Genomic DNA, 17,175 nt, shown 5'->3' on the forward strand with positions numbered 1-17,175 from the left:
CACTCGTCTGTCACCCGTTGTTCACCGTGAGAGATGGCCTGCGCGGCTCTCGACCAACTCCTGACCCACAAGTAACCTTACTCCGGAGTAAATTCATCAGAGAGTCAGGAGTTCAGGACAATGGCCGACCGCTCTCTGACTGTTCTGGCGCGGGGCGCCCTGACTTCGCCCCTGAAGCGGAACATCCACGCCCGGGCCCCGCTGCCCACGACCCGGCTGGTAGAGCGGAATGTACGGATCGATCCCGCCCGCCTCGCCGCGTACGCACGGATCTGCGGCTTCCCCGCGACCGGGCCGCTGCCGCTCCCGTATCCGCACATCCTCGGCTTCCCGCTCGCGATGCGGCTGATGGCCGACCGGAACTTCCCGCTGCCGCTCCTCGGGCTCGTCCACACCCGTATCGAGGTCACCGGCCATCACGCCCTGCACCCCGAAGACACGCCTGAACTAACCGTGTACGCCGAAGAGTTGATACCGCACCGGCGCGGCACTGAGGTCACGGTCGTGACGCAGGCCCGGCTGGACGGCGAGCTCGTATGGGAGTCACGCAGCGGCTATCTGGCCCGGCACCGCACCTCGTACGACAGCCCCCGCGATGCCGGACCCGAGCTGCCGCTGCCCGCGATCGCCGAATGGCGGCTCCCGGCTGATCTGGGACGCCGCTACGGCGCGGCCTCCGGCGACCGCAACCCCATCCATCTCTGTCCGCTCACCGCGCGGCTCTTCGGCTTCCCGCGCGCGATCGCCCACGGCATGTGGACCTTCGCCCGCTGCCTGGCCGAAGCGGACATGTCTCAAGTGACCTTCGTACGAGCCGACTTCAAGGCACCCGTCCTGCTGCCCGGCACCGTGACGTACGCGGCGGATGGTGATGCCTTCCAGCTCCGCAGCAGCGAACGGATCCACCTCGCAGGACGCACGGCGCGGCCCTGAACGCCACACGATTCAGCGGGAGGGCGACCAGCGATCCCCGCTCATCAGATTCCCCAGCCCCATCCACGCGAAGTTCATCAGCGTCCCGGCCGCTTCCTTAGCCGAGACGTCCCCCGACTCGTTCGCCCACCCCGCGAGCGACTCGGCGGCCCCCACCAGCGCCTGCGCGAGCCCCGCCACATCCCGGTCCGCGAGCTCGTGATCCCGGTGCGCCTCGCGCGCTGCGGCCCCGATGAGCCCGGTCACCACCGCCACGATCGCGTCCCGCATCACGACCACCTCGGCGGCGAACGGCTCCCCGTGCGTACGCGCCTGACGGTGCAGCACCGCCCAGCCGTCCGGATTCTCCGCGGTGTGCGTGAAGAACGCCGCGAGCCCCGCCCACAGCTGCCGGTCCGCCGCGAGCCCCGGCTCGACGGCCACCTGCACGGCGGCGATCAGCGCCTCCGCCTCACGCCTGATGCACGCAGTGAAGAGCTCTTCCTTGGAGTTCAGATACAGATAGACCAGCGGCTTGGAGACCCCGGCGAGCTCCGCGATCTCATCCATCGAGGCCGCGCGGTAGCCCCGCTGCCCGAAGGTCTGCACGGCCGCGTCCATCATCTGCCGCTCGCGCACGGCACGCGGCATGCGTTTGCTCTTCGCGCCTTTCACAGCACCCATGTCAGACACCTTCCCGCCCCACACACTTACTCCGCGGTAAGACTACGACCCACGGGGAGACAGTTGTGCGGGCATCGGGGTCAGGCGTCCACGAGCTCCTTCGAGCCGAGCTTGCGCCGGCCGACCGCGGGCTACTGGACGGCGCCGTCCTCCTGCGAACGGTTCGCCTCGAGGCGGGCCTTGGCCCCCTCGACCTTGTGGACGATCTGCTCGGACATCGCGTCGCGCTGCTTGCGCAGCAGGACGAAGCTCAGTGGCGCGGAGAGCACGAGCGCGAGCAGCACGACCCAGACGAAGTTCGAGTCACCGAGTCCCTTGGGCAGCGCGCCCACCTGGACCAGGCCGCCGACGAGGACGAAGCAGCCGATGAAGATGGCCAGGCGCAGGGTGGTGTACCGGATCGCGGCGGTCGACTTCGCGGACACGGGGGCCTTCTCTCTTCGTACGACAGGTCATGCCCGTCCAGTGAAGCACGTCCCCTTTGGGATCAATTCAGCGGGAGCAGCATCGTGATGTCATCGCGGTCGTCGCCCTCGGCGACCCGGATCGCACCGGGCACGCGCCCGACCTCCTTGTAGCCGCAGGCGGCGTAGAACCGGTCCACGCCGGTGCCGCCGCGGCAGGTGAGCCGTATCGCTTCGATGCCCTCGAAGCCCCGGCCGGCGTCTTCGGCTGCGGCCATGAGATCGCGGCCGTAGCCCTTGCCCTGGTGCTTGGGGTGGACCATGACCGTGTAGAGCCAGACCCAGTGCCGCATCAGCCGGTGCGTGTTGTACGTGAGGAAGGCGGTGGCCGTGACGGCGCCCTCCTCGTCGTACCCGACGAGCAGCCGGGTGCGCCCTTCGGCCATCGCGGCCAGGTGCTTCACCAGCTCGGGCCGGACGGCGTCGGCGCTGACGGGCGGTACGAAGCCGACGGACCCACCGGCGTTGGACACGTCGACCCAGAGCGCGACGATGCCGTCGCGGAGGTCGCGGTCGATCGGCGGATCCAGCTGGAACGTAAGGGCCATTCGGTGATGCTAGCCATTACGCCTGGAGGGCTTCAACCGGTGTCCAGAACGCGAGAAAGCCCCGCCGCACGGGAGGCGCGACGGGGCTTTCTGCGGGGCACGTTGCCGCGCCGCCACAAGGCGTCGGCTCGCGCCGCAGCCGCGGGACCCGGCACGGGCTCCCGTCTGCGGCGGACCCCGGCGTCGGCGACGGGGGCGTGGGGGCGCAGCCCCACCCGGGTCAGACCCGCATCGGCTGCGGCGACTCGCGGCGGGCCGCGTCCGGGCCCGGGTACTCGCGGATGATCTCGTAGCGCGTGTTCCGCTCCACCGGGCGGAAGCCCGCGTCGCGGATCAGGTCCAGGAGATCCTCACGGCCCAGCTTGTTCGGCGTGCCGTAGTTGTCCGCGTCGTGCGTGATCTTGTACTCGACGACCGAGCCGTCCATGTCGTCCGCGCCGTGCTGCAGCGCCAGCTGCGCCGTCTGCACACCGTGCATCACCCAGAAGACCTTGACGTGCTGGACGTTGTCGAACAGCAGCCGCGAGACCGCGAAGGTCTTCAGCGCCTCGGCCCCCGTCGCCATCGTCGTCCGCGCCTGCAGCCGGTTGCGGACCTTGCCGTCCTGCATGTCCACGAAGTCGTGCTGGTAGCGCAGCGGGATGAAGACCTGGAAGCCGCCGGTCTCGTCCTGGAGTTCACGCAGGCGCAGGACGTGGTCGACACGGTGCCGGGGCTCTTCGATGTGGCCGTACAGCATCGTGCACGGGGTCTTGAGACCCTTCTCGTGCGCGAGCCGGTGGATGCGCGACCAGTCCTCCCAGTGGGTGCGGTGGTCGACGATGTGCTGCCGGACCTCCCAGTCGAAGATCTCCGCGCCGCCGCCGGTCAGCGACTCCAGACCGGCCTCGATCAGCTCGTCGAGGATCTCGGATGCCGAGAGGCCCGAGATCGTCTCGAAGTGGTGGATCTCCGTCGCGGTGAACGCCTTCAGCGAGACGTTCGGCAGGGCCTTCTTCAGCTCGCTGAGCGACCGCGGGTAGTAACGCCACGGCAGGTTGGGGTGGAGCCCGTTGACGATGTGCAGCTCGGTGAGGTTCTCGTTCTCCATCGCCTTGGCGAGGCGGACGGCCTCCTCGATGCGCATGGTGTACGCGTCCTTCTCGCCCGGCTTGCGCTGGAACGAGCAGTACGCGCACGACGCGGTGCACACATTGGTCATGTTGAGGTGGCGGTTGACGTTGAAGTGGACGACGTCACCGTTCTTGCGCGTCCGCACCTCGTGCGCGAGGCCGCCGAGCCACGCCAGGTCGTCCGACTCGTAGAGGGCGATACCGTCCTCGCGGGTCAGCCGCTCCCCGGCCCGGACCTTCTCCTCCAGCTCGCGCTTGAGACCTACATCTTGAAAAGATGCAGTCATATGCGGCCGCCTCCCAATGTCTCGGCAAAACAGGCTTCACCAACCGTACTCCCCCGCACTTTTCAGGCGGGGGGACCCCCATTGACGCTCCGCATCAGCCCTCTTCGGGCAGATCTCCGACCCGGTTCTCCCACTTCGTGGAGAGCACGATCGTCGTACGCGTACGCGACACACCCCTCGTGCCGGACAGCCGGCGGATCGTCTTCTCCAGACCGTCCACGTCGTTGGCCCGCACCTTGAGCATGTACGAGTCGTCGCCCGCGATGAACCAGAGGTCCTCGATCTCGGCCAGGTCCTTGAGCCGCCGCGCCACATCCTCGTGGTCGGCCGCGTCGGAGAGCGAGAGGCCGATCAGTGCCGTGACGCCGAGGCCGAGCGACCTGGCGTCGACGGTGGCTCGATAGCCGGTGATGACACCTGCCGCCTCGAGGCGGTTGATGCGATCGGTGACGGAGGGCCCGGAGAGCCCGACGAGCCGGCCGAGCTCTGCGTACGAGGCTCTGCCGTTCTCCCTGAGGGCCTGGATGAGCTGCCTGTCCACCGCGTCCATATGCCTGGACCCTTCCATTATTCAGCGATCCCGCAAGTTTACCATTAGAATCTAAGGTATGCAGGGTGAAATTCCTACGAATTAAGCAAAATGCAGGAATCCAGGCTAGTCCGTACGAGGGCCACCCAGCTCTCCCTCCCACCGGCGGTACAGCCGATGCGGCACCCCCGCCGCGTCCAGCACCCGCCCCGCCACGAAGTCCACCAGGTCCTGGATGTGCGTCGCACCCGCGTAGAACGCCGGGGACGCGGGGAGCACCATGGCGCCCGCCTCGTCCAGTGTCACCAGATGCCTGAGGGTCTGCCCGTTCAGCGGGGTCTCGCGCACCGCGACCACCAGCTTCCGGCGCTCCTTGAGCGTCACGCTCGCGGCACGCTGCAGCAGATCCTTCGAGAGCCCGAGCGCGACCCCGGCCACGCACGCCGTGGACGCCGGGACGATGAGCATCCCCTTGACGGGATACGAACCGGACGAGGGCCCGGCGGCCAGATCCCCTGCCGCCCAGTGCCGTACGTCGTCCACGTCCACCCGGAAGGTGTCCGGCTTTCCGTCGGCGCCGCGCGCCAGCCACTCACGCAGATCGTCGCGCCAGTGCGCGTCGCGGAACGCGATCCCCGTCTCGTCGAGCAGCGTCAGCCGCGAGGCGCGGCTGACCACCAGGTCCACGCTCTCGCCGGCGGCGAGCAGCCCGCGCAGCACGGCGGCGGCGTACGGCGTCCCGGACGCGCCGGAGACGCCCACCACCCACGGGGTGCGCTTGGCGTCGTTCATGCTGCTGAGCCTATCCGCCGGTCACACGGTCAGGCCGCGCACCAGCAGATCGAGCAGCGCACACCCGAACAGGGCGATCCCGATGAACCCGTTGACGTTGAAGAAGGCGCGGTTGAGGCGGGACAGGTCGTGCGGCTTCACGATCGTGTGCTCGTAGAGGAACGCGGCGGTGACGATCACCAGGCCGGTCCAGAAGAAGCCGCCCGCGTCCGTGGCCAGCGCGTACCAGATCAGCAGGACAGTCGTCACGACATGGCAGGCGCGGGCTCCGTAGAGCGCCGCGGGGATACCGAAGCGGGCCGGGACCGACATCACGCCGTGGGCGCGGTCGGCCTCGACGTCCTGGGAGCCGAAGATCAGGTCGAAGCCGCCGATCCAGACGCCGACGGCGAGGCCGAGGATCACCGCCTCCCAGGACCACTGGCCCGTGATCGCGATCCACGCGCCGACCGGGCCCATGGCCTGGGCGAGGCCGAGGATCGCGTGCGGGAAGTTCGTGAACCGCTTGCCGTACGGATAGACCACCATCGGGATCACGGCGATCGGCGCGAGCGCGAGGCACAGCGGATTCAGCGCGGCCGCGGCACCCAGAAAGATGACGACGGCGATCAGCGCGCCGGTCCACGCGGACCTCACCGAGACCGCGCCGGTGACCAGTTCACGGTTCTCGGTGCGCGGATTGCGGGCGTCGATCTCGCGGTCGATGATCCGGTTGCAGGCCATCGCGAAGGTCCGCAGCCCGACCATGGCGAGGGTGACCAGCAGCAGCCGCCCCCAGTGGATGTTCTTGTCGAGCTGGAACATCGCGGTCAGCGAGGCGATGTACGCGAAGGGCAGCGCGAAGACCGAGTGCTCGATCATGACGAGCCGCAGAAACGACTTGGTCCTGCCGGGTTGCGGGACTGCTGCGGCAGCGCTGCTCACAGGCCGTACTCCTTCCACCGGCGGTCGACCTTCGCCGCCGTCTCCGGGTCCGACTCGACCATGTTCGGCCAGCCGCCGTCCCGGACGTACCCCTCCTCGGGGAGCTTCTTCGTCGCGTCGATGCCCGCCTTGCCGCCCCAGAACTGCTGGTAGGAGGCGTGGTCGAGATGGTCGACGGGACCCTCGACGACGGTGAGGTCGCGGGCGTAGTCGGTGTTGCCGAGCGCGCGCCAGGAGACCTCGTGCAGATCGTGCACGTCGCAGTCCGCGTCGACGACGACGATCAGCTTCGTCAGGGACATCATGTGCGCCCCCCAGATCGCGTGCATGACCTTCTGCGCGTGCTTGGGGTACTTCTTGTCGATCGAGACGATCGCACAGTTGTGGAAGCCGCCCGACTCGGGCAGGTGGTAGTCCACGATGTCCGGCACGATGATCTTGAGCAGCGGCAGGAAGAAACGCTCCGTGGCCCGGCCGAGCGGGCCGTCCTCGGTCGGCGGGCGGCCCACCACGATCGACTGGAGCAGCGGCCGCTTGCGCATGGTCACGCAGTCGATGGTCAGCGCGGGGAACGGCTCCTGCGGCGTGTAGAAGCCGGTGTGGTCGCCGAAGGGGCCCTCCGGGAGCGTCTCGCCCGGCTCCAGCCAGCCCTCCAGGACGACTTCGGCGTTCGCCGGGACCTGGAGCGGCACCGTCTTGCAGTCGACCATCTCGATCCGCTTGCCCGCCACGAAGCCCGCGAGGAGGTACTCGTCGATGTCACCGGGCAGCGGCGCGGTCGATGCGTACGTCACCGCGGGCGGGCAGCCGAAGGCGATCGCGACCGGCAGTCGCTCGCCCCTCTCGGCGGCCACCGCGTAGTGGTTGCGGCTGTCCTTGTGGATCTGCCAGTGCATGCCGATGGTGTTCCGGTCGTGGCGCTGGAGGCGGTACAGACCGAGGTTCCGCACGCCCGTTTCCGGATGCTTGGTGTGCGTAAGACCCAGATTGAAGAAGGAGCCGCCGTCCTCCGGCCAGGTGAACAGCGCGGGCAGCTGGTCCAGATCGACGTCTTCGCCGCGCAGGACGACCTCCTGCACCGGCGCGTTCTTCACCTTCTTCGGCGGTACGTGCACCATCGTGCCGAGCTTCCCGAAGGCCTCGCGCACCCCGACGAAACCGTGCGGCAGCTCCGGCTTGAGCAGCCCGCCGATCTTGTCGCTGATCTCGGAGTAGGACTTCAGGCCGAGGGCCTTGAGCAGCCGGCGGTCCGTGCCGAAGACGTTCATCGCGAGCGGCATCGCCGACCCGCGGACGTTCTCGAAGAGCAGCGCCGGGCCGCCCGCCTTGTTCACGCGGTCGACGATCTCCCCGACCTCCAGATACGGATCGACCTCGGCCTTGATGCGCTTGAGGTCTCCCTCGCGCTCCAGCGCCCGGAGCAGGGAGCGAAGATCGTCGTAAGCCATGCCGTCAAGTATCGCTGAGGCCTCCGATGATCCCGCGCGCGGCCCGCCCCACTCTGCCGGGGGTCCGGGGGTGGTCCCCCGGGATAGCGCAGCCGTTACGCACTACCCTGGACCCGTAACCGGGGCCGCACGCAGCTCCGCCACCGCTTCCCGGGGGGAACGCACCACCATGCTCCGGTATCTGCCCTTCCTGCTGGTCCTGGCGCTGTGGATCTACGCCTTCATCGACTGCCTCAACACCCCCGAGCAGGAGGTCAAGCACCTCCCCAAGGTGGTCTGGGTCATCATCGTGCTGCTCTTCGGCGAGGTCCTGATCGGCCCGATCGCGTGGCTCGTCGCGGGCAGGGAGCGCCGGGTCTCCGCCGACGGCAGCACCCCGTCGGAATGGCACCGCAACCACCGCACCGAGTTTGTCGCGCCCGACGACAACCCCGAGTTCCTGAAGTCCCTCAAGGACGAGAACAAAAAGGACGAGGGGCTCCTCAAGGACTGGGAGGCGGATCTGCGCCGCCGCGAGGAAGAGCTCAAGCGCCGCGAGAACGGCGACGATCCCAAGCAGCCCTGACATGGAACTGCGTCTGCTGGTGACCTTCGAGAAGGTCGCGACCGTCCTCAGCTTCACTCAGGCGGCGGCCGAGCTGAAGTACGCCCAGTCCAGCGTCACCAGCCAGATCCGCTCGCTGGAGACCTCGCTCGGCACGGAGCTGTTCGACCGGCTCGGCAGCCGGATCCGGCTCACCGAGGCGGGCGAGCGGCTGCTGCCGTACGCCCGCCGCATCATCGAACTGTCCGAAGAGGCCAGGGCCGCCGTCTCCGGAGCCGACGAGCCCGCCGGGACGATCAACGTCGGCACCATGGAGTCGCTCACCTCCTACCGGCTGCCCGCGCTGCTTGAGCTGTTCCACCACCGCTATCCGCACGTGAAGCTGTCGCTGCGGCCCACGCTCGGGGACGAGACCCGCCAGGCGCTGCGCCAGGGGGTGTACGACGTCGGCTTCCTGATGGAACGGGAGACCGTGCACACGGGCCTGCAGACCGAGGTGCTCACCGCCGAGCCGCTGGTCCTGGTCTGCGCGCCCACCCACGCGCTCGCAGACGCTGCCAAGCTGGCGACCGTCGATCTCGCGGACATCCAGCTGGTGGGTACGGAGCCGGGCTGCCCGTACCGCGATCTCTTCGAGCAGGAGCTGCGCGAACGCAACGGCGCTCCCCCGCCCTTCATGGAGTTCGGCACGATCGAGGCGACCAAGCGGGGTGTGGCCGGCGGCCTCGGGGTCGCACTCCTGCCGCGCATGGCAGTGCGCGAGGAGCTGGCGTCGGGGGCGCTCCTCGCGCTGCCGTGGGAGCCGCCGTTCCAGCTGTACACGCAGGTTGCGTGGCGGGAGGGGAAGCGGCTGCCGCGCCATGTGCGGCTGTTCATCGACGAGACGATGCGGCTGGTACGGGAGCAGGAGTCGTCGAGTCGGTCCGCGTAGCCGAGCCGGCAGCTGAACCAGCCACCGTACGGGGCGACTTGGCGAGGTTGACCTTCAGGCTCGCGAGCACGATCAGCGGGACACCGAGCGCCTGGACGAGTCCGATGTGGTGCCCGTACACCGCCCAGTCGGCGACCATCGCGACGGCCGGGTAGGTGAAGGCGAGCACGGCGATCTTCGCGGTGGGCAGCTTCTGGTACGCGGCGTACATCAGGACGTACATCAGGCCGGTGTGGATCAGACCGAGGCCGACCAGCCATCCCCAGTCCGCGCCGGTCCCGCTCATGGCGCCGAAGTCGGCGAGGGGCAGCAGCAGCGGGATGCCGACCAGCACCTGGACGAGTGCGACCAGGTGCGGGCGTACGCCCGTGACGCGCTTGGTGACGAGCGTCGACAGGCCGTAGAGGAGCGCGGCGGCGAGCGCCTGGCCGATGCCGAGCAGATAGCTGCTGTTACCGCCCGTGAAGTCGCCCGGCGTCACGCCGGAGACGAGGATCAGCCCGGCGAACGCGAGCGCGATCCAGCCCACCTTCGCCGCGGTGAGGCGTTCACGGAAGAGCAGGGCGCCCAGCAGCACCACGTAGAACGGCTGCGTGTGGTAGACGACGGTCGCGACTGAGATCGACGTGTTCTCGTACGACTCGAAGAGGAACACCCAGTTGAAGACGATGAACAGGCCGCCGAGCGCGGCCAGTCCCAGCTTCTTCGGGGTGAAGCCGTGATCGCGGAAGTAGCCGCGGGCCAGCGCGTAGCCGCCCAGGGCAAGAGCGCCGAAGAGGACGCGGAAGAAGACGACGTTGAATGCCGATGCGCCCGACTCGACGACGAAGATTCCGAGGGTGCCGGACAGGACCATGGCGGCGGTCAGCTGGAGTGTGCCCTTGCTCTCTGTGTTCATGGCCCTGACGCTACGAGCGGGGGCGCGAGCCGGTCCACGAGCCAGTGGGGCGTCCTGCCGATGGGCCGATCGGCGCGGCCGATGACGTACGTTCGGATGGTGGGCGTCATGGAGAACGCGAAGTACGGGGCCTGGCTGTCGACCGCCGTCGAGGAGGCCCGGACGGGCCTTGCCGAGGGCGGGATCCCGATCGGGGCTGCGCTGTACGGCGCGGACGGGACGCTGCTGGGGCGCGGTCACAACCGGCGGGTGCAGGACGCCGATCCGTCGATGCACGCGGAGACGGCGGCCTTCCGGGCGGCCGGACGGCAGCGCTCGTACCGGGGCACGACGATGGTGACGACCCTGTCGCCGTGCTGGTACTGCAGCGGTCTGGTCCGGCAGTTCGGGATCTCCCGGGTGGTGATCGGTGAGGCGGCCACCTTCCACGGCGGGCACGACTGGCTGGCCGAACACGGCGTGGAGATCGTGCTGTTGGACGACGCCGAGTGCAGGACCCTGATGGAGGACTTCATCAAGGACCGTCCAGAACTGTGGAGCGAGGACATCGGTGACTGAACCCAGGATTCCCACCATCGATCTGCGCCCCTGGTCCTCCGGGGACCCGGCCGCCCGCGCCGCCGTCTCGGCGACCGTCGACCAGGCTCTCCGCAGCGCCGGATTCCTCCTGGTCACCGGCCATGGAGTCGACCCTGGGCTGCGCGGCGAGATCCGGGAGGTGGCGGGAGAGTTCTTCCGGCTGCCTCAGGCTGCGAAGGAGCCGTACGCCGTGCGGGTCGGCGGCCGCGGCTGGCTCGGCCCGGGCGCGGAGGCCAACGCCTATGCGGAGGGCACCGAGAGCCCCCCGGATCTGAAGGAGTCGCTGTCCTTCGCCGCGGACGAGGCGACCGGGGACCGTGCCGTCGACGCCGAGTGGTTTCTGCCCAACACCTGGCCGGACCAGGTGCCGCGGCTCAAGGCCCTGGTCGAGACGTATCTCGCGCAGATGCGGGAGCTTTCGGACCGGCTCCTTGAACTCCTCGGCGTGGCGCTCGGCGAGCCCGAGACCTTCTTCACCCGGCACACCGGGCACCCCACATGGGGCTTCAACATCAACTGGTACCCGGGCCGCGACCGGCTCGGAGACCCGCAGCCGGGCCAGTTCCGCATCGGCCCGCACACCGACTTCGGCACGGTCACGGTCCTGGACCGCCAGGCGGGCAAGGGCGGGCTCCAGGTCTTCACCGACGAGGGCGGCTGGGAGGACGCGCCGTACGACCCCGAGGCCTTCACCATCAACATCGGCGATCTGATGGCCCGCTGGACGGACGACCGCTGGCGCTCGGGCCGCCACCGGGTACTGCCACCACCGGCGGACGCGCCCGCGGAGGAGCTGATCTCGCTGGTCTACTTCTACGAGTGCGACCCGGGCACGGACGTACGGGGCATCGACTCGCACACCTATCTGCGGGCCCAGCTCGACGCGATCACGGCCGGCTGACGTACTCCGACGGCGGCCCCCGTGACGGGGGGCCACCGCCTCAGACTCCGGCGTATGAGTGCTTGCCGGTGACGAAGATGTTCACGCCGTAGTAGTTGAAGAGCCAGCAGCCGAAGGCGATCAGCGCCAGGGTGGCCGCCTTGCGGCCCTTCCAGCCCGCCGTGGCGCGTGCGTGCAGGTAACAGGCGTACGCGACCCACGTGATGAAGGACCAGACCTCCTTGGGGTCCCAGCCCCAGTAGCGGCCCCAGGCGTCGCCCGCCCAGATCGCGCCCGCGATGATCGTGAAGGTCCACAGCGGGAAGACCGCCGCGTTGACGCGGTAGGAGAACTTGTCGAGCGAGGCGGCCGCGGGCAGGCGTTCCAGGACCGAGGTGGCGAAGGAGCCGGGCTTCACGCCGCGGGCGAGCTTGTTCTCGTAGCTGTCGCGGAACAGGTAGAGCAGCGTGCCGACCGCGCCCAGGTAGAAGACCGCGCCGCACAGGATGGCGGTGGAGACATGGATCCACAGCCAGTACGAGTGCAGGGCCGGGACCAGCTGGTCGCTGTTGGTGTAGAGCACGGTGGTGGCGATGCCGAGGTCCAGCAGGACCGTGGTGACCAGCAGCAGGCCCATCCAGCGGACGTTCTTCTTGGCCAGCAGGAAGGCGAGGTACGCGCCGACCGCCACCGAGGAGAAGGTGATGGAGAACTCGTACATGTTGCCCCAGGGGGCCCGCTGCACCGACATAGCGCGGGCGACGACGCCGCCCGTCTCGATGAGGAAGGCAAGGACCGTGAGCGAGACGGCGATCCGGCCGTACAGGTCGCCCTTCTCAGTGCCGCCCGCCGCGCCGGGGCCGTCCGGGACGTCCCTGGTGCCGGCAGCGGAGCGGGTGACGACCTTCGGCTTGTCCAGTACGGCGGTGCCGCCGCCCTGCTTGACCTGGACCGTGACCGAGGGGGCCGCGGCGGACGCGGTGCCGGTCAGCGCGGCGGCCGTGCGGCCGACCTTGCTGCGGCTGCCGAAGACCCATTCCGCGATGTGCGCGAAGAAGGCCAGCGTGTAGACGGCCATCGACGAATAGATCAGCACATTGCTGATGTGCGCGAGATTCTCGTTGGTTGCGGCGGCGAGAGTCACTTCTCAGCCCCTTCGGCAGGTACGTCTGAGGGATCGGGCGCCGTCGGCGCCTCGGCGTTGAGGGTCAGGGCCAGATCGCCCAGTTCCTCGGGAAGCTTCGGGGACTCGCTGCGGCCGAGTCCCGCCATTTCGACGACGGTGACGCCGTCCTCACCGGCCACGGCCCGGACCCAGACCCGGCGGCGCTGGATGAACAGCGAGCCGACGAGGCCCGCGATGGCGCCGATGGCACCGGTCAGCGCCCAGCCCGCGGCGGGCTGCCGCGAGATCTGGAAGGTCGCCCACTCCTTCACTTCCTTCTCGAAGGTGATGGAGCCCGCGCCGCCCGGGAGCGTCATCTTCTCGCCGGGCAGCAGCCGCGCCTTGAGGATCTGGCCCCTTGAGTCCTTGAACTGGGTCAGCTTGGCGGTGTCCAGCTGGTACACGTTCTGCGGCAGGCCGGCGTTGACACCCAGGCTGCCGTGGTAGGCGGTCAGCGCGATCACCGGGAACTCGAGCCCCGGGAACTGCGAGAACATCGTGCCCTTGCCCGCGCCGCCGAACGTCGGCACGAAGAAGGCCTGGAAGCCCAGCTGCTCCTTCTTGCCGTTCTTGTCGCGGTAGCCGTCCATGATCTTGATCGCGCCGGTCGACGTGACGTTGTTGTCGATCGGCAGCAGCGGCACGGCGCCGTTGAAGACGACCTTGCCCCTGCCGTCCCGGACGGTGACGACGGGCGCGTACCCGTGCCCGTTGAGATAGACCTTGGTGCCGTCGACCACCAGGGGCTCGTTGACCCGGATCACGGACTTCTTGTCCGGGCCGCCGCCCTTGGAGTACGTGACGCCGGCCTCATAGGTGCGCGGGGTGCCCCGCTCGGGACCGCTCTTCGCGTACGTACCGGTGAAGCTGTTCAGTTTGAAGGTGAACGGCGCCAGATCGTCCGAGCTGAACAGCGAGCCGGACTTGAAGTCGTCGTACTGGGTGAGCGTGTTGGAGAAGCCGTCGCCCTCGACGATCAGCTTGCCGCCCTCGGACTTGAGCAGCTGCCCGGCGGCGAAGGCCACCAGCATCACGATCAGCGCGACATGGAAGATCAGGTTGCCGGCCTCGCGCAGATAGCCCTTCTCGGCGGCGACCGCGTCGCCGACGGTGTGGGCACGGAAGCGGCGCTTCTTCAGGATCGCGAGCGCGGCCTCGCGCACCTGCTCGGGCTCGGCCTCGGTGCGCCAGGTGGTGTACGCGGGCAGCCGCGTCAGGCGCCCGGGCGCGCCCGGCGGCCGCCCGCGGAGCTGCCCGACGAACTGCCAGGAGCGCGGCACGATGCAGCCGATGAGCGAGACGAACAGCAGGATGTAGATCGCCGAGAACCACACGGAGCTGTAGACGTCGAAGAACTGCAGCTTCTCGTAGACCGGCGAGACCGTCTTGTGGGCTTCCTTGAAGGTCTGCACCTTCAGCTCGTCCACGCTGTTCTGCGGGATGATCGAGCCGGGGATCGCGCCGAGCGAGAGCAGGAAGAGCAGGATCAGCGCGACCCGCATCGAGGTCAGCTGCCGCCAGAACCAGCGGACCCAGCCGATGACCGAGAGGGACGGCCCTCCGACGAGCTCCTCGCGGGGGGCGGTGGAGAGCTGCGCGCCGGCGGCGCCGAGGTCCTTGCTCTCGTTCTGCGCCGCCTGCTCGTCGGTCTCTGTGTTGCTCATGGAACTAGATCCCCACCGTGAAGCCGTTGGCCCAGCCCTGCATGCTCTGCACCAGGGTGTCCCAGACGCCGGTCAGCAGCAGCAGACCGGTCGCGATCATCATGATGCCGCCGATCCGCATCACCCAGGCGTAATGGCGCTTGACCCAGCCGAACGCGCCGAGCGCCTTGCGGAACGCCACCGCCGCGAGGACGAAGGGCACCCCGAGGCCGATGCAGTACGCGACCGTCAGTATGGCCCCCCGGCCCGCGCTCGCCTGTTCGGCGGCGAGGGCGTTCACGGACGCGAGCGTCGGGCCGATGCACGGCGTCCACCCGACGCCGAAGAGCGCACCCAGCAGCGGGGCGCCGACGAGTCCGGTCACCGGCCGCTTGTGGATACGGAATTCGCGCTGGGTGAGCCAGGGCATCAGCCCCATGAAGAACACGCCCAGCAGGATCATCAGCACGCCGAGGATCTTGGAGAGGGTCTCCCTCTCGCCCTGGAGGGTCGCGCCGAAGTAGCCGAAGAGCGCGCCGCCGGAGACGAAGACGGCGGTGAAGCCGAGGACGAAGAGGGAGGCTCCCGCGACCATCCGGCCTCGCTTGGCCTCGGCCAGGTCGGTGCCGCTGACTCCGGTGACGTACGAGAGATAGCCGGGTACGAGCGGCAGCACACAGGGCGAGAAGAAGGAGACGAGTCCGCCAAGAACAGCGATCGGCAGCGCCAGCATCAGCGCACCGCTGAAGACCGTCTCGTTCATGCCCGTGGAGGCGGCGAGAACCTGCACGATCACTTCTCCGCGACCAGCGGATCGATGATCTTGTGGAGTTCCTCGCTGTCGAGGGCCGTGAGCGAGCGCGCCGCGATCTTTCCCTCACGGTCGAGCACGATCGTGGAGGGAATGGACTGCGGATTGAGACTGCCCTTCGGGAAGCCATTGACGATCAGCTTGCCCATGGGGTCGTACAGGCTCGGATAGCCGATCCCGTAATCCTTCTCGAAGGCGATCGCCGGGCCCTTGTTGGGGTCACGGGTATTGATCCCGACGAACTCGACTCCCTTCGCCTCGCTCTCCTTGGAGACCTTGGCGAAATGCGGTGCCTCGGCGCGGCAGGGGGCGCACCAGGAGCCCCAGACGTTCATCACGACGACCTTGCCCTTGAGGTCGGCGACGTCGAGCTGCTTGCCGTCGAGGGTCTCGCCGGAGAGCTTGCGGGGCGTGGTGCGCTTGCCCTTCGCGACGGTGGAGATGCCGCCGGTGCCAGTGACGAAGTTGGTGTCGCCGCCACCGCCGGACTTGCCGTTGGAGTCACCGCTGCAGGCCGACAGGGTGAGCGCGCCGACGGCGACCACGGCGGTCAGCAGGGCGGCGCGAGGGGCACGGCTAAGGCTCATGTGAAAAGTTTCGCATGGCCGTTGCGGGGATCATTCCGCGCCCCCCTGGGTGCCCGTAAAGCCCCTTGTCAAGCTGCCTTAAGGAAAGTGTTCCAGCCGCCGGCCGGGGACTGACCGACCTCGAGCGTACGAAGCTTGGCGAGCACCTGCGGGTCCTGGACGTCGAGCCAGTCGCAGAACTGCCGGAAGGAGACCAGCCGTACGTCCTTCTTGCCGGCCATGCCCTTGAATGCCTCCTCGACGGCGTCCATGTAGATGCCGCCGTTCCACTGCTCGAAGTGGTTGCCTATGTAGAACGGCGCGCGATTGCTCTCGTAGGCCCGGTTGAATCCGGCGAGGTACGCCTCGGCGGCCTGCTTCTTCCAGCCGGGATACCGCTCGGGCATGCCCTTGGTCGAATTCTGCGACTGATTGGCGAGGATGTTGTAGTCCATCGAGAGCACCTCGAAGGAGTGCCCGGGGAACGGAATCTGCTGGAGCGGCAGATCCCACAGGCCGTGGCGCTTCTCGGGCCACATCTGGCGGCCGCCGGGCGAGCTCGCGTCGTAGCGCCAGCCGAGCTTCTTCGCGGTGGGCAGCAGCTTGTCCTGGCCGAGCAGACAGGGAGTGCGGGCGCCGACGAGTTCCTTGCGGTAGTCGAAGGGCAGCGGATCGATGTCCGTCCAGCCGGTGTTCGTACGCCACTCGGTGACGAACTTCACAGCCTGGTCTATCTCGTTCTGCCAGTCGGCGGGCGACCAGTTTCCGACCGATCCGGAACCGCCGCAGAAATGCCCGTTGAAGTGCGTGCCTATCTCATGGCCGTCGAGCCATGCCTGGCGTACGTACTTCAGCGTCTCCTTGATGTGACCGTCGGTGAGATAGCCGATGTCGGACGCGCCTGTGCCGTTGTTCGGCGGACGGTAGAGCGTCTTCTTGGACTCGGGGAGCAGATAGAGACCGGAGAGGAAGAAGGTCATTGCCGCGTCGTGATTCTTCGCGAGTTCGAGGAAGCGCGGGAAGAGGCCGTTGCCGACCTCGCCCGCACCGTCCCAGGAAAAGATCACGAATTGCGGTGGCGTCTGGCCCGGTTCGAGCCGGACGGGCTTGGGCGGCTGGTGCGGCTGCTTGCCGGTGTCGGACGTGGAGCCGTCCCCGATGAGACGGCCCTCACTCTTGGAGGGGGAGGGCTTACCGCCCGAGTCGCTGCCGCCCGCGCCGGGTCCGGTATGCCCACCTTTGCCCGAACCCAAGGAGCCGCAGCCCGCGATCCCGACCGCGGCTGCGGCTCCAAGTCCCGCCCCGAGCAAGCCCCTTCGACTGATGTCGCGCATGTCGTCCCCCATCCACGCTCTCCCGGTCGGAGAGAGCACATCCAAACCGGCAATGGTCTAGATGGACTTCCGGAGAGTGAGGTTCCGGGGACTCGCACTTATTTTCGTGAGGAACTGCGCTCCA

General features: G+C 68.4%; 19 protein-coding genes. 5 read left to right on the forward strand and 14 right to left on the reverse strand.

The window, feature by feature from the left end:
- Positions 1 to 120: 120 nt before the first annotated feature.
- Entirely contained in the window at positions 121 to 933 is an 813-nt protein-coding gene (locus tag ABZS64_RS23510; RefSeq protein ID WP_355832904.1) for a MaoC/PaaZ C-terminal domain-containing protein, read from the forward strand.
- A gap of 12 nt (positions 934 to 945) precedes the next feature.
- Here ABZS64_RS23510 and ABZS64_RS23515 read toward each other — a convergent pair whose 3' ends face one another.
- The 8 genes from ABZS64_RS23515 to ABZS64_RS23550 form a co-directional block, all read right to left on the reverse strand.
- Positions 946 to 1,596 (reverse strand): TetR/AcrR family transcriptional regulator, encoded by a 651-nt coding sequence (locus ABZS64_RS23515; protein ID WP_355832906.1) that lies wholly within the window; start codon positions 1,594 to 1,596, stop codon positions 946 to 948.
- A gap of 131 nt (positions 1,597 to 1,727) precedes the next feature.
- Positions 1,728 to 2,021, reverse strand: a complete 294-nt coding sequence (locus ABZS64_RS23520; RefSeq protein WP_355832909.1) for a DUF4229 domain-containing protein — start codon at positions 2,019 to 2,021, stop codon at positions 1,728 to 1,730.
- 62 nt (positions 2,022 to 2,083) lie between these two features.
- Positions 2,084 to 2,608 carry a GNAT family N-acetyltransferase gene (locus ABZS64_RS23525; RefSeq protein WP_355832911.1) on the reverse strand — a complete coding sequence of 175 codons (525 nt, stop codon included), beginning with the start codon at positions 2,606 to 2,608 and terminating at the stop codon, positions 2,084 to 2,086.
- 220 nt (positions 2,609 to 2,828) lie between these two features.
- Positions 2,829 to 4,007: an aminofutalosine synthase MqnE gene (mqnE, locus tag ABZS64_RS23530; RefSeq protein WP_355832915.1), complete on the reverse strand. Its 1,179-nt coding sequence runs from the start codon at positions 4,005 to 4,007 to the stop codon at positions 2,829 to 2,831.
- A gap of 94 nt (positions 4,008 to 4,101) precedes the next feature.
- Positions 4,102 to 4,557, reverse strand: coding sequence for an Lrp/AsnC family transcriptional regulator (locus ABZS64_RS23535; RefSeq protein WP_355832918.1), 456 nt, complete (start codon positions 4,555 to 4,557; stop codon positions 4,102 to 4,104).
- A 105-nt stretch (positions 4,558 to 4,662) separates the two neighbouring features.
- On the reverse strand, positions 4,663 to 5,328 hold the full coding sequence (locus ABZS64_RS23540; RefSeq protein ID WP_355832921.1) for a UbiX family flavin prenyltransferase: 666 nt from the start codon (positions 5,326 to 5,328) through the stop codon (positions 4,663 to 4,665).
- A gap of 21 nt (positions 5,329 to 5,349) precedes the next feature.
- Positions 5,350 to 6,252, reverse strand: coding sequence for a menaquinone biosynthesis prenyltransferase MqnP (mqnP, locus tag ABZS64_RS23545; RefSeq protein WP_355832924.1), 903 nt, complete (start codon positions 6,250 to 6,252; stop codon positions 5,350 to 5,352).
- Complete coding sequence (locus tag ABZS64_RS23550; protein WP_355832927.1) at positions 6,249 to 7,700, reverse strand: menaquinone biosynthesis decarboxylase; 1,452 nt, start codon at positions 7,698 to 7,700, stop codon at positions 6,249 to 6,251. The genes mqnP and ABZS64_RS23550 overlap by 4 nt, the downstream gene beginning before the upstream one ends.
- A 169-nt stretch (positions 7,701 to 7,869) precedes the next feature.
- Between ABZS64_RS23550 and ABZS64_RS23555 the strand changes: the two genes are divergently transcribed.
- Positions 7,870 to 8,265, forward strand: coding sequence for a PLD nuclease N-terminal domain-containing protein (locus ABZS64_RS23555; protein ID WP_355832930.1), 396 nt, complete (start codon positions 7,870 to 7,872; stop codon positions 8,263 to 8,265).
- A 1-nt stretch (position 8,266) separates the two neighbouring features.
- Entirely contained in the window at positions 8,267 to 9,175 is a 909-nt protein-coding gene (locus ABZS64_RS23560; protein ID WP_355832933.1) for a LysR family transcriptional regulator, read from the forward strand.
- On the opposite strand, the gene ABZS64_RS23565 is transcribed toward ABZS64_RS23560, so the two are convergent.
- On the reverse strand, positions 9,117 to 10,073 hold the full coding sequence (locus ABZS64_RS23565) for a DMT family transporter (RefSeq protein WP_355832936.1): 957 nt from the start codon (positions 10,071 to 10,073) through the stop codon (positions 9,117 to 9,119). The two genes, ABZS64_RS23560 and ABZS64_RS23565, sit on opposite strands and share 59 nt — an antisense overlap.
- A gap of 108 nt (positions 10,074 to 10,181) precedes the next feature.
- On the opposite strand from ABZS64_RS23565, the gene ABZS64_RS23570 reads away from it, so the two are divergent.
- Positions 10,182 to 10,631, forward strand: coding sequence for a nucleoside deaminase (locus tag ABZS64_RS23570; RefSeq protein ID WP_355832939.1), 450 nt, complete (start codon positions 10,182 to 10,184; stop codon positions 10,629 to 10,631).
- Positions 10,624 to 11,553 carry a 2-oxoglutarate and iron-dependent oxygenase domain-containing protein gene (locus ABZS64_RS23575; protein ID WP_355832941.1) on the forward strand — a complete coding sequence of 310 codons (930 nt, stop codon included), beginning with the start codon at positions 10,624 to 10,626 and terminating at the stop codon, positions 11,551 to 11,553. Before ABZS64_RS23570 ends, ABZS64_RS23575 begins: the two co-directional genes overlap by 8 nt.
- Before the next feature lie 40 nt (positions 11,554 to 11,593).
- On the opposite strand, the gene ccsB is transcribed toward ABZS64_RS23575, so the two are convergent.
- From ccsB to ABZS64_RS23600, 5 genes are all read right to left on the reverse strand, one after another.
- The gene (gene ccsB, locus ABZS64_RS23580) at positions 11,594 to 12,676 is read right to left on the reverse strand and encodes a c-type cytochrome biogenesis protein CcsB (RefSeq protein ID WP_355832944.1); all 1,083 of its coding nucleotides are present in this window, start codon (positions 12,674 to 12,676) and stop codon (positions 11,594 to 11,596) included.
- A complete protein-coding gene (locus ABZS64_RS23585; RefSeq protein WP_355832947.1) occupies positions 12,673 to 14,361 on the reverse strand; it encodes a cytochrome c biogenesis protein ResB in 1,689 nt (562 codons plus the stop codon). Before ABZS64_RS23585 ends, ccsB begins: the two co-directional genes overlap by 4 nt.
- 4 nt (positions 14,362 to 14,365) lie before the next feature.
- Positions 14,366 to 15,103 carry a cytochrome c biogenesis protein CcdA gene (locus ABZS64_RS23590; RefSeq protein WP_355833033.1) on the reverse strand — a complete coding sequence of 246 codons (738 nt, stop codon included), beginning with the start codon at positions 15,101 to 15,103 and terminating at the stop codon, positions 14,366 to 14,368.
- A 29-nt stretch (positions 15,104 to 15,132) separates the two neighbouring features.
- Positions 15,133 to 15,738 carry a TlpA disulfide reductase family protein gene (locus ABZS64_RS23595; RefSeq protein WP_355832949.1) on the reverse strand — a complete coding sequence of 202 codons (606 nt, stop codon included), beginning with the start codon at positions 15,736 to 15,738 and terminating at the stop codon, positions 15,133 to 15,135.
- Between the two features lie 68 nt (positions 15,739 to 15,806).
- Entirely contained in the window at positions 15,807 to 17,051 is a 1,245-nt protein-coding gene (locus ABZS64_RS23600) for a hypothetical protein (protein WP_355833036.1), read from the reverse strand.
- Between the last annotated feature and the right edge of the window lie 124 nt (positions 17,052 to 17,175).

The sequence above is a fragment of the Streptomyces sp. NPDC005408 genome (assembly GCF_040606445.1).
Taxonomy (GTDB): Bacteria; Actinomycetota; Actinomycetes; order Streptomycetales; family Streptomycetaceae; genus Streptomyces.